Source organism: Veillonella sp. (assembly GCF_015058545.1).
Taxonomy (GTDB): domain Bacteria; phylum Bacillota; class Negativicutes; order Veillonellales; family Veillonellaceae; genus Veillonella_A.
The window spans coordinates 1-11,810 of the sequence record NZ_SVCB01000059.1; the positions used below are offsets into that span (position 1 = coordinate 1).

Here is an 11,810-nt window from a genome sequence, read left to right on the forward strand (position 1 = left end):
ACATAGACTATTACAATACTAAACGTATCAAACTTAAATTAAAAGGAATGAGTCCGGTAGAATACCGGACCCATTCCCAAAAAGTTGCTTAATTACTTCTGTCCAAGAAAATGGGTGCAGATCAAAAGGTATGGCCGTCTTTTATTTTACTGATGAGTCACTACGTGCCTCATCAGGCCAGATTCCAGCCAACATTGTAGAGGTGTGCAGTATGGTCAAGGTACAATAGCGGCGTGGGATAAACAGAGAACCAAGTTTGAAGGAGTGAAACGACGCGCAAACTTGTGTGAATCGTTTAGTTCGCAGCGTAAGATTCTTCGAAGAAGAATCCACAGCTGTCGAACACATAGGAAGTCGCTGATTGAGCCAGTACGTGCTCAGCGTTACTAAATAAGAATAAACGCAGCGAGCGAAGCAATGCGGCGAGCCACTAAATCGATCGAGCTTTCTTTCTCTAGCCCTCTATGCCTCTACCATTAACCACTCATCACCGCAACTCCTTTTCTTTCTCCTCAATAAAATCCACAACTGCCTTTTCAAAATCTAGCCCATTCTATCGGCCAAGGCAGCGAGCCACCAGACGCATCCACCTAATTTATGAGGTAACAGCGTTTCTAACTTCTTTTCTGTATTCTCCGCAGACCATGTCTTTTCATAAGCCGTGGCCATACGGCTTACCACAGCTGCATCTGTTAAAAAAGAATCTTCTTCAATGGTCAATGTTTTTTATGATTGAGTATATCACACATAAGATAGAAGTAATTAGAGTCTTTTAGACAGCCTTTTAATTCGACAAAAACTGATATAATGTAGTAAATACGCACTTTTCCGCAAGTTTTGGATTGCTTGAAAAATATTGAGAAAATATAACAATTGTTTATTGACAATGTATAAAAATCATGTTACTATACGTGTATAGAAAGTATCAAATAAATAAAATACATAGTTGGGAATAGGTGCAGAAATGCATAATAGAGAAGTCGGTGCAAGTCCGACACGATCCCGTCACTGTAAGGCTGAGCGAATCTCATTTAAGTCACTGGGTAACACTGGGAAGGCGAGAGGAGCGGTGAAGCTAAGTCAGGAGAACTGCCTATTCATCATTCACCATTTGACCTACGAGCGATAGGGAGGAGAATCATATATCCTTTTTCGCATGCGTCGGAAAAGGCTTTTTTATTGGCTAATTCGATGATGCATGTGACACCCGTACCGGTCATGGCTATGGATATTTGGTATTATCACGCAAGTGTTAATATATTGTCATGATAATGTATGGGCGTACATTTTCATCATCTCCTAATCAAAGGCTCTACAAAATACTGTGATGGGTATTTTGTAGAGCCTTTGACCTTTTTAAACACTATAATTCAAATTTTAGGCAATAAAAAAAGCCCCAAAGGGCTTAAAATTCTTAGCTGGTGCGGGAGAAGGGACTTGAACCCCCACGCCCGAAGGCGCCAGATCCTAAGTCTGGTGCGTCTGCCAATTCCGCCACTCCCGCAACAAAGATATATTATCATATCAGGAGCCATATCGTCAATAGATAAATAAAAAATAGCAAAAGACTAAAGGAGAATACAATGTTCAATATTAATAATTTTGCTGATGTAAGGGGCCTAATAACCCCCTTTGCGTATTGATGTTGAATGACTCCTATGGTACACTAAACATATACTTTGTAATTACAAGGGGCTTTGGCGTAGCTAAAGCCCGTTTTGTCGTTGCTATATGAGCGTAAAAAGAAGAAGGTAATAGAAAACCCAATGGAAACATTACAGGAATTATTATATAAATACCCTGCCTATAAAGAGGCGGAAGGACTTTTTAATAAAAAGGAAAAGCATGTAATATCGGGGCTTGGAGGCTCTCAAAAGCCGTTTATTTACAGCACGGCCATGAAGGCCAACGAGCAGCGGCCTACCATTGTATTGGTGCATGATAAGAACCACAAAGAACAATGGGAACGCGATTTGACATTCTTTTTGCCGGACGTGGAAGTCATGCCTTTTCCGATTACGGAAAAAGTCACATTCATTACGGCGGCGCGCAGCCTGGAAAATCAGGGGCTGCAGATGCGTGCCTTAGGGGCCTTATTACACGATGAACCGGTTGTAGTTATCGCTACAATTGATGAGGCAACGCAGCGTATTTTGACGCCGGAAGAATTAAAAGAAAGCGTTATACATTTAGCTACAGGCGACATTGTTGAGCGTGAAATTATGCTCGAGAAATTGGTAACGTTAGGCTATGAACGAACAGACCAGGTGGAACAACGTGGTCATTTTAGCGTGCGCGGCGATATTATCGACGTATTCCCGGTAAACAGCGATAATCCGTACCGTGTTGAGTTTTTTGACGATGAAATCGATACTATTCGTACCTTTGCCATCGATACGCAACGCTCCATCGAATCCGTTAAACATATGACGGTTATGCCGTTTCACTTGAACGATACATCGGAAGAAGGCTCTTTATTGAGTTATGGCAAAAATGCCCTGCTTTTGTACGATGAACCGAATCGTTTGCAAGATGCCTTAAAAGGCTTTTTAAAAGAAGACGCCGTGCATCGTCAACAGCACTTTACATGGTCGGAACTGATGAGCACCAATGCGGTAAAAAGTGAAATTGCTTTTAACTTCCTGCAGCAGCGCGTGTCCGGTTTGGCCGGTTTTGACAGCATTGGCCTTCAGAGCAAGTCCATGATGTCCTTTGAACGGCAAATGCCGCTCTTAATCGATGAGATCGACGTGTGGCTCACCCAGGGGCGTCAAGTGGTGCTTGTTATGAATAATTTGCAGCGTCGGGAAGGTTTAGAAAGAGCCCTCAGTGAAGCAAATATTGCCTATGAAGTGAGCGACGAATTGAAAGCAACTAAAGAGGCTGTTCTCATTGTAAGCGGACTTTTATCGGAAGGTTTTGAGTTGCCGCTCTGCAATTTAGTTGTAGTTACGGAAGGCAATATTTTCGGTCAACAGAAGCGCAAGCTTCGTAAGAAAGTGCCAAAAGGGCAGGAGATTACTTACTTTACCGACTTAACGCCGGGCGATTATGTAGTCCATGCTTTGCACGGTATTGGGAAGTATGTGGGCCTCAAAACGATTGAAACAGAAGGCATTCACAAGGACTACATTGAAATTGCCTATGCGGGTACGGACAAGTTGTTCTTGCCGGCCGACAATTTAGACCAATTACAGAAATATATCGGCAATGAAGGTGATGTGCCTAAAATTCATAAGATGGGCGGCCGTGAGTGGGGCAAAGTTCGTCAAAAGGCGCAAAAATCCATTGATGATTTGGCAGAAAAGCTGGTCGAACTCTATGCGCAGCGTGAGGTTGTAGACGGTTTTGCCTTTGAACCGGATGATACGTTCCAGATGGAATTTGAAGAGGCCTTTCCGTATGAAGAAACGGAAGACCAATTGCAAGCCTCCCAGGAAATTAAAGCGTCTATGGAACTGCCGCATCCGATGGACCGGCTGCTTTGCGGTGATGTTGGTTTTGGTAAAACGGAAGTGGCTATGCGCGCTATTTTTAAAGCGGTAAAAAGCGGTAAACAGGTAGCTGTCTTAGTACCGACAACTGTATTGGCGCAGCAACATTTTCAGACCTTTACCGATCGTTTGGGCGCCTTCGGGGTACGCGTGGAAGTATTGAACCGTTTCCGCTCCGCCGGTGAAAAGCGCGATATTATTAAACGGGTTGCCGATAAATCGGTGGATGTTTTAATCGGAACCCATGCGCTTTTAAATAAAAAAGTGGCTTTTAAAGATTTGGGACTCCTCGTTGTGGATGAAGAACAACGTTTCGGTGTAGCGCAGAAGGAAAAGTGGAAGAGCTGGGCCAATAATATTGACGTACTGACGTTGAGTGCTACGCCGATTCCGCGAACTCTCCACATGTCCCTCGTGGGGGTGCGTGAAATGAGTGTCATTAACACGCCGCCGGAAGACCGTTTGCCGGTGCAGACCTATGTAGTGGAATATGACATGAAGCTCATTGCCGAAGCGATTCGTCGCGAAATTCAGCGCGGCGGCCAAGTGTATTTCGTATATAACCGGGTAGCTTCCATTGAGCACATGGGCGAACTTTTGGAAGCGGCCATGCCGGACCTGCGTTTTGCCATTGCTCACGGTCAGATGGCCGGTAGTGAAATGGAAGCCATTATGGTTGATTTTTACGAAGGCCATTATGATTTATTGCTCTGTACCAGCATCATTGAAACGGGCCTCGATATTCCGAATGCCAATACGATTATCGTGTACGACGCGGATCGTTTGGGGCTGTCGCAGTTATATCAGATGCGGGGCCGTGTAGGTCGTTCCCGTCGTCGTGCCTATGCATACTTCTTGTATCGACCTGATAAAATGCTCAGCGAAACGGCGGAAAAACGTTTGAAAGCGATTGAAGAATTCACCGAACTGGGAGCCGGTTTTAAACTGGCCATGCGCGATCTTGAAATTCGCGGCGCCGGGAACTTACTGGGTTCACAGCAGCACGGTAATATCGCATCAGTCGGTTTTGCCCTGTATTGTTCTATGCTTGAAGAAGCGATTGCCAAAGCCCAGCATAAAACAGTTACTAAAACGGTGGACGTGGATCCGGTTATCGACCTTGGCATCGATGCGTTTATCGATGAAGCCTATATCAATGATACGGCTCGGAAGATTACCATTTATCAGCGTTTGTTGCAGATTCGCAAGCTGGAAGACTTTGACGAATTTACCGATGAATTGATTGACCGATTCGGTTCGCCGACGCCGCCGGTGGAACGTCTTTTGAAATTGGCGCGCATTAAAGAACGAGCCAGAGCCATCGGCATTAAGAGTATGGTTATCCGTGAAGGCGTTTTAATTATTCACTGGGCGGACCTTGAGAAAATGGCCGGCTGGGATCCCGGCTTAGTGGCGACAAAGGTTTGGCAACATGTTAAAATAGATAAAAATAATGTGTTACGTTACAGCCCGATTGAAGAGGGTACTTCCGTATTGACCACAGTTGAGGTTTTGATGGGGGAATTGGAAAAACGTGACCCTGCTTTACAATCTCAGTAAGCTTTAGGAGGAACCGTATGAATCGATTTTTAAAAGGGGCTATGATTCTTACCTTAGCGGGCATAATTGTGAAAATTATCGGTGCTTTCAGCAAGGTGCTGTTGGCGCGTATTTTAGGCGGTGAAGGGATTGGGCTGTACCAGATGGCCTATCCCATTTACCAGATTATTGTGAGCTTGGCGACAGCGGGTTTACCGGTAGCCATATCGATTATGATTGCCGATAAACTGGCCTATAAAGATGTACGCGGTGCGTCAAAAATCTTTAGAGTATCCGCTACGGTTTTATTCGCCTTAGGTGCTTTTTTCAGCGTGGCCCTGTTTCTGGCGGTACCATGGTTGGTTGAGTCGGAATGGCTTACAGATCCGCGCAGTAGCTTTGCTCTCATGGCTTTGGCGCCGGCTATCGTTGTCGTTACCATATTGAGCTGTTTGCGCGGTTATTTCCAAGGGTTTCAGGATATGCTGCCGACCGGCGCATCGCAGGTTGTGGAACAATCTTTGCGCGTAGCCTGTATGGTAGGCTTTGCCTTGTTCCTTTTGCCTTATGGATTACCTATGGCGGCGGCGGGAGCCACGTTAGCTACCTTTCCGGGCGTTGTAGGGGGCGTATTGGTGCTTCTCTATTTTTATCGCCGGCAACGTCATTTACGGCGAAAATTATTGGCTGAGCAAGCGACGGACATCATTCCGGAAAGCTCCTGGCAAATCATGAAGCGCTTGTTTGTTTTAGCGATTCCCGTTTCCATGGCCAATATTATGATGCCCATTGTGTCGGGCATTGATTTGGGCGTTGTACCGCAACGCCTCATTGATGCGGGCTATTCCGTGCGCGAAGCGACCACCTTATTCGGCTATTTGACGGGCATGGCCACCTCGCTGGTGAACTTACCGATTATTTTGACTACATCCTTGGCGGCCAGCCTGGTGCCGGCCATTTCTGAGGCTTTTTCAAAAAAAGACATGGGGGAAATTCAAAGTCGCAGCCATGTGGCGCTTAAAATAACCACCTTGATTACGGTGCCTGCCTTTGTAGGGCTTTATGTGTTGGCTACGCCGATTTCAGAGCTTCTCTATGCCACACCGAATGCGGGTGGCCCCATAGCGGTCATGAGTCTCAGTATCTTCCTCTTGGGCGTGCAGCAAGTGAGTACCGGGATTTTACAAGGTCTCGGTCATACGGCGATTCCTATGGTGAATCTGTTCATCAGTACACTCATTAAAATTCCGCTCAGCTGGTATTTGACGGCTTTGCCGGAATGGGGGATTAACGGGGCCGCTTGGTCTACGAATATCGACTTTGGTTTGGCGGCCTTTTTGAATATGCTTTTTGTGCGCCGGTATATTAAGTATCAGGTGCCGTGGCTCGAATTGAGTAAAATCTCGTTAGCCGCGTTTGCCATGGGCGGTGCGACCGTTATGACCTATTCCTTCCTTGAACCGCTTCTGGGTGGCAATTTTGCGGTTTTTGGCGCTATTGTAGTGGCTATCGTCATTTACGGCGCGGGACTTCTGATTACAAAAGCCGTTAAAGACGATGAATGGCAGGCCATGCCGGTCATCGGGAAGCGTTTGAAAAAACGTTCTCAGAAGGACTGATTAAAGAGCGGTTATGGCGCATAGAAAAGGGAAGCAGAAAAGGAGATTGTATGAGTACAGCAAATATCGGCCCATTGTTGGCTGAATTGAATATAGATGTGGCGCAGGGGCTGTTTATCGTGGGTGCCGATCAAATTGAGGAAACACCCTTTGATTTAACCGGCACTTTGTTAGTCACTGATTTAGTAAATGGTGAAACAGTGTTGACAAATCTTAGTGCTGTTTTGAAAAAACGTTTCGGCGCCAATAGTCAAGTTGATTTATATGGCGTGGCGCTTAGTGAAAATAATGCACTCGGCAAAGGGTTGCCGGTGAGTGATTTAAGCACGGCCGGCGCCTCCTATATGACCAAACTGGAAGCGGAAATGGGGGAATCCCTGATTTGGGTATTGCTGCGTCGTTCGTCTGAACATACTGTTGAGACTTCAGGAAATGCCTCTAAAATCGATTTAACGGGCCCGGAAGGGGCGGAAGCTGGAGACGGGTATGAATTTACCTTACAGCCGTTGATTGACGTGGTAGCGGCTTTAAGAGCACCGGACGGTTGCCCTTGGGATCGTTTGCAAACGCACAGTACCTTGCGCCGTTATCTTTTGGAAGAAGTATATGAAGTCCTCGAAGCCATCGATAATCAAGATATGGCCAATCTTCGCGAAGAGTTGGGCGACGTTTTGTTGCAAATTATATTCCATGCCCGTCTTGCGGAAGAACAGGGGCTTTTTACCGTTCAAGATATTATTGACGATATAACGGCTAAAATGATTCGCCGTCATCCCCATGTGTTTGCCAAGGCTACATCGAAAGAATTAGCTACAACCCAGCTAAATTGGGAGGCTTTAAAGGCGCAAGAACCGGGTCATGACAAAAAAACTTTGCTTGGCGGCATCTCTAAGGGATTGCCTGCTTTATTGGGGGCGCAAAAACTGCAAGAAAAGGCCGCGAAGGTAGGTTTTGACTGGGATACTGAGCCTCCGGTGTGGGCCAAATTTGAAGAAGAAATTGCTGAATTTAAGGAGGCCATTGCCCAAAAAGACTATGAAAATGCAGAATTAGAGGGCGGGGACGTGCTTTTTTCCTTGATTAATCTTCTAAGATGGTATAAAATAGGCGGTGAAAATGCACTAAACCGCACCAATAATAAGTTCCGCCAACGTTTTGCCCATGTAGAACGCTGTGTTAAAGACAGTGGAAAATCGTGGAAGGACTTTTCATTAGAAGAATTGGACTTATTTTGGGAATCGGCTAAAGTGTCTGAACAAAAACATTCATTGAAATGATTCGTAAGGCGTGATATACTCTTACAAGTTACAATGAATGGATACATTCTATTTTTTAAGGAGGTTCTGTCATGAATAAAACAGAATTAATCGCAAGTGTTGCTCAGAAAGCCGAATTAACTAAAAAGGATGCTGAAAAAGCAGTTAAAGCTGTGTTCGACACAGTAGCTGAAGAATTAGCAAAAGGCGAAAAAGTTCAAGTTATCGGTTTCGGTACTTTTGAAGTTCGCGAACGTTCCGCTCGTGAAGGCCGTAACCCACAGACTGGCAAAGCTATTACAATTGCAGCTTCCAAATCCCCTGCATTCAAAGCCGGTAAACAGTTAAAAGAATTAGTAAACGTACAAACTAAAGTTAAACCTCGCAAAAAATAATTTGCCCGGTTTTAGAAGAGACCGCCCATGATGACAGCGTCGTTAAGACGGCTGTTACGATTGCCAATCGGAAATAAGGGGGTCTCTTTTTTTATGCAAAAAAACAAGTTCTTTCCCGTTTCTAATTCGAAAAATATGTTATAATTGAAGAACAGGGAAGGAGACATTTATGAGCAAGCCAGACAGAATACTCATAGTATCAGCTTCAATCGGTACAGGGCATACGCAAGCAGCTCGAGCCATTGAAGAGTATTGGGCACAGAAGAATCCTGATGCCATTATTACCCATGTAGATTTTTTAAATACGAACAGTTTTTCTTTTGACAACTTGATTAAAGAAACTTATATTAAGATGATTGACGTATTCCCTATGATGTACGATGTTATTTATCGCATGTCGCAAGGGGATAAAAAAGGCAGCACCGCGCAGACGGCGTTGTCATGGATGTTGAAGCGTCGTATGTTAAAACTGATTAATCGGGAAAAGCCGGATATTATTATCTTCACTCATCCTTTTCCCTGTGGGGCGGCTTGTATTTTAAAACGCCAGCATTTAATTGATGTTCCCCTGGTAGCGGTAATTACTGATTTTCAGGTACATCAATTCTGGGTGTACAAACAAATTGATGCCTATTTTGTAGGCACCACTTCGATGGTGGATGAATTATGTAAAGCCGGTATTCCGGCCGATAAAATTACGATCACGGGTATTCCCGTACGCCGTACATTTTATGAGCATCGTTTAACCGAGTATAAGCATGCCTATCCGGTAAAGGTCCTCATTATGGGCGGTGGTCTCGGATTGGGCTGCGTGGAATCGGCGCTGCAGCATTTAGATGAAGTATCCGGTATTGATGAGCTTATTGTTATTACCGGACGCAATGCGGAGCTTTACGAAGGGCTTATGAGCATGCGCAAGAATTTGCGCACTCCTACGACGATATACGGCTATACTCTGGAAGTGGCCAAATTGATGCGGGAAGCGGCCATGTTGGTTACCAAACCGGGTGGTTTGACCTGTATGGAAGCCGTTACGGTTGGCGTACCGATGGTTTTCTTCAGCGCCATTCCTGGGCAAGAAGAAGGGAATGCCGCCTTTTTTGAACAACAGGGTTTTGCCCGTTGGGTGCGTGATATTCATAATTTACACGCTGTAGTAACCGGTTTATTGGCTAATCCGGAACGATTACATGAGATGTCGAGGGAAGAACTGCATTGGAAGCTGGATGGGGCAGCCAATATTGTCAGAGCAGTTCAGTGTTTGTTAGATGAACGCAAAAAGCCTGTCGGTGATGTTAATACGTCTGTTGGGGATGTTAAAAACTCTCTTGCGAAGCTTTAGAATTTTTTGTACAATGGACTAAACATCCCGAAGGGGATTGGGGTTTTGTATTAAAGGAGGATTCGTATGGACGGCGACGCGCTGGAATCGTTTTATGAGAATTTAGGTTTTGAATTAGTTGAGATTGACGATCGGGAAACATTGTTCTATCAAATTGATGATGATGGTGATTATGCCACGATTACCGATGAAGATGGCGGTGTGCCGACTTCGTTGAATGAACCGATTATTTTTAACCTATATGATGATATGGATTCGTTTCAGTGGAGTGTGACAGTAGAAGATTCTGAATACTTTGGTGAATTATTTGCTCGCGTAGAAGATACGGACGAATTGCTTGCAGTATTAAAAGATATTCGACAAGAAAATATGGCTCGTTATGACGATAGCCTTTAATTAAAAGATTGACTTAATCGATGCCGGCCGGTAAAGGCTGCAGAATGATATATGCCAAGCAATGAAAAAGCTATCCATTATTGCACGTGTTGCAATGATGGATAGCTTTTTAGTTGGGAGGGGAAAAATGAAAAAGCAAAATAATATTAAGTTAGATTAATCTTCTTGCGAATCAAATTAGTCTTCTTGCGGATGGAGGGTGAAGCTTAGGCTAGTAAAGATTTTATCCTGCGTAGCCAAACCGTCAGATTGCGGATACGGGAAGGCGAGTTCCACGCCGATAACATTCACGCTGCCATTGCGAACCGGTAAGTACGCTTTGCCGTCCACATCCGTTTTTTCAACAACCGTGTGATGATTAATTAAATCCGGAATAATTTCTACATTCGGCATCGGACGACCTTCATGCAGCACCTGTACCGGCAAAATATCGCCTACATTAAGTTGCGTAGGGTCAACTAACGGCACGATTTGATACGGAATATTCGGAATGGCTTTCGGTGTACCCACTTTATTCAGATAGTTAATGCTGTACTTAATGGCATGGGTTCCTTTAATAGCGCCCGGCACATCTTTCATAGGCGCATTGTGAACCTTTTTCTGACTATCTACGCTCCAATAGCCGTAATCGAAGACAATAACGGCTACGCTTGTGTTTTCATTTGGCGTAATGGTCACATGGTCGGCAAAATTTTGCTGTGGAATGGCTACGGGTTGAAAATCTTTCGTATAGCCGGTCAAAGATTTAACCATGCTTGGCTGATACGCATTATCTTCCGGTCCTTCGCCGAGCACAAGTTGTAATTGATCGAGACGCGGACCTACCCAAAGTCCGTGAGCAGAGGCTACACTTACCGCAGCGGTAGTTAAAAGAGCGGCGGCACATAATGAGGCGGTGGCTTTAAGCAATTTACTACGAATCATAGAACACACTCCTTGTCAAAAACCAATAAATACCAAAATACCTTTTATGAATGACTAAAACGCAGATGACATTCATATTATCCTCATCATGACGTATAATTAGCCGCTTGTCAATAATGGTTATCATTATTATTTTTCATGATTAAAATAAGCGGCAGTAAGCTGTGAACGGAATCATGTGGTTTTGAAATGTATAGTAGCCGTTTGGTAAAGCCGTTTCTTTGCGGTATAATAAAAATAACGTATTAAATGAATTTAAATGGATAACAATCATCAAGAAAAAGGATTGAATAGATTATGAACGTGTTAACATTACAGGACGTAAGTCAATCGTACGGCACACGGCGATTATTTGAAGATGCCAATATGACCTTTACCGATAATAAACGCATCGGTTTAATTGGCGTTAACGGCACCGGTAAGTCAACCTTCATGCGCATGCTGGCAGGGCTTATTGAGCCGGAAAAAGGCACTATTTTGCGCAATGGTAAGGCATCGGTTTATTATTTGCCGCAAGCACCGGAATTTGACGAAGACGCATCCTTATTGGAAAATATATTTTTAGCAGATCATCCGGTTTTAAAATTAGTCCGTGAATACGAACGCATGGACCAACAGCAGCCGGGCAGCCCGGAGCATTTAAAACTATTGAGCCGCATGGATACGGAAGGGGGCTGGCAGGTTGAGCAACAGGCCCGTACGATTTTAACTAAATTGGGTTTCTCCGATTTGATGCGGCCCGCTAAAGAACTAAGCGGCGGCCAGCGCCGGCGTTTGGCGTTGGGGCAGGCCCTGTTATATCCCAGTGATTTATTGCTTCTTGACGAACCGACTAACCATTTGGA

General features: G+C 44.6%; 10 protein-coding genes, 1 tRNA gene and 1 riboswitch. Of the genes, 8 read left to right on the top strand and 3 right to left on the bottom strand.

Features of this window, described 5'->3' with window-relative positions:
• On the top strand, window positions 1–92 hold a 92-nt coding region (locus E7204_RS03760; RefSeq protein WP_295181698.1), incomplete at its 5' end, for an IS3 family transposase.
• Window positions 93–543: 451 nt separating this feature from the next.
• On the opposite strand, the gene E7204_RS03765 is transcribed toward E7204_RS03760, so the two are convergent.
• Together E7204_RS03765 and E7204_RS03770 are read right to left on the bottom strand one after the other, a co-directional pair.
• Window positions 544–720 (bottom strand): hypothetical protein, encoded by a 177-nt coding sequence (locus E7204_RS03765; protein WP_295181682.1) that lies wholly within the window; start codon window positions 718–720, stop codon window positions 544–546.
• A 217-nt stretch (window positions 721–937) separates the two neighbouring features.
• Window positions 938–1,112, top strand: a riboswitch (cobalamin riboswitch).
• A gap of 307 nt (window positions 1,113–1,419) precedes the next feature.
• Window positions 1,420–1,504 (bottom strand) — tRNA-Leu (locus E7204_RS03770).
• 262 nt (window positions 1,505–1,766) lie between these two features.
• Here E7204_RS03770 and mfd point away from each other — a divergent pair.
• The 6 genes from mfd to E7204_RS03800 all read left to right on the top strand — a co-directional run bounded on the left by mfd (window position 1,767) and on the right by E7204_RS03800 (window position 10,041).
• Complete coding sequence (gene mfd / locus E7204_RS03775) at window positions 1,767–5,054, top strand: transcription-repair coupling factor (protein WP_295181684.1); 3,288 nt, start codon at window positions 1,767–1,769, stop codon at window positions 5,052–5,054.
• Between the two features lie 17 nt (window positions 5,055–5,071).
• Window positions 5,072–6,652: a polysaccharide biosynthesis protein gene (locus E7204_RS03780; protein ID WP_295181686.1), complete on the top strand. Its 1,581-nt coding sequence runs from the start codon at window positions 5,072–5,074 to the stop codon at window positions 6,650–6,652.
• Window positions 6,653–6,702: 50 nt separating this feature from the next.
• Window positions 6,703–7,929: a nucleoside triphosphate pyrophosphohydrolase gene (gene mazG, locus E7204_RS03785; protein WP_295181688.1), complete on the top strand. Its 1,227-nt coding sequence runs from the start codon at window positions 6,703–6,705 to the stop codon at window positions 7,927–7,929.
• A 71-nt stretch (window positions 7,930–8,000) separates the two neighbouring features.
• Window positions 8,001–8,303 (top strand): HU family DNA-binding protein, encoded by a 303-nt coding sequence (locus E7204_RS03790; protein WP_006556485.1) that lies wholly within the window; start codon window positions 8,001–8,003, stop codon window positions 8,301–8,303.
• 169 nt (window positions 8,304–8,472) lie between these two features.
• Window positions 8,473–9,645, top strand: coding sequence for a glycosyltransferase (locus tag E7204_RS03795; protein WP_295181691.1), 1,173 nt, complete (start codon window positions 8,473–8,475; stop codon window positions 9,643–9,645).
• 66 nt (window positions 9,646–9,711) lie between these two features.
• Window positions 9,712–10,041, top strand: coding sequence for a hypothetical protein (locus E7204_RS03800; protein ID WP_021841556.1), 330 nt, complete (start codon window positions 9,712–9,714; stop codon window positions 10,039–10,041).
• Between the two features lie 177 nt (window positions 10,042–10,218).
• Here E7204_RS03800 and E7204_RS03805 read toward each other — a convergent pair whose 3' ends face one another.
• Complete coding sequence (locus E7204_RS03805) at window positions 10,219–10,965, bottom strand: DUF4198 domain-containing protein (protein WP_295181694.1); 747 nt, start codon at window positions 10,963–10,965, stop codon at window positions 10,219–10,221.
• Between the two features lie 297 nt (window positions 10,966–11,262).
• Here E7204_RS03805 and E7204_RS03810 point away from each other — a divergent pair.
• On the top strand, window positions 11,263–11,810 hold a 548-nt coding region (locus tag E7204_RS03810; RefSeq protein ID WP_295181696.1), incomplete at its 3' end, for an ATP-binding cassette domain-containing protein.

What these genes read in the sequence shown, in the direction of transcription:
- mfd (WP_295181684.1), top strand. Translation starts at nt 1,767, where the DNA reads ATGGAAACATTACAGGAATTATTATATAAATACCCTGCCTATAAAGAG.
- E7204_RS03780 (WP_295181686.1), top strand. Translation starts at nt 5,072, where the DNA reads ATGAATCGATTTTTAAAAGGGGCTATGATTCTTACCTTAGCGGGCATA.
- mazG (WP_295181688.1), top strand. Translation starts at nt 6,703, where the DNA reads ATGAGTACAGCAAATATCGGCCCATTGTTGGCTGAATTGAATATAGAT.
- E7204_RS03790 (WP_006556485.1), top strand. Translation starts at nt 8,001, where the DNA reads ATGAATAAAACAGAATTAATCGCAAGTGTTGCTCAGAAAGCCGAATTA.
- E7204_RS03795 (WP_295181691.1), top strand. Translation starts at nt 8,473, where the DNA reads ATGAGCAAGCCAGACAGAATACTCATAGTATCAGCTTCAATCGGTACA.
- E7204_RS03800 (WP_021841556.1), top strand. Translation starts at nt 9,712, where the DNA reads ATGGACGGCGACGCGCTGGAATCGTTTTATGAGAATTTAGGTTTTGAA.
- E7204_RS03805 (WP_295181694.1), bottom strand. Translation starts at nt 10,965, where the DNA reads ATGATTCGTAGTAAATTGCTTAAAGCCACCGCCTCATTATGTGCCGCC.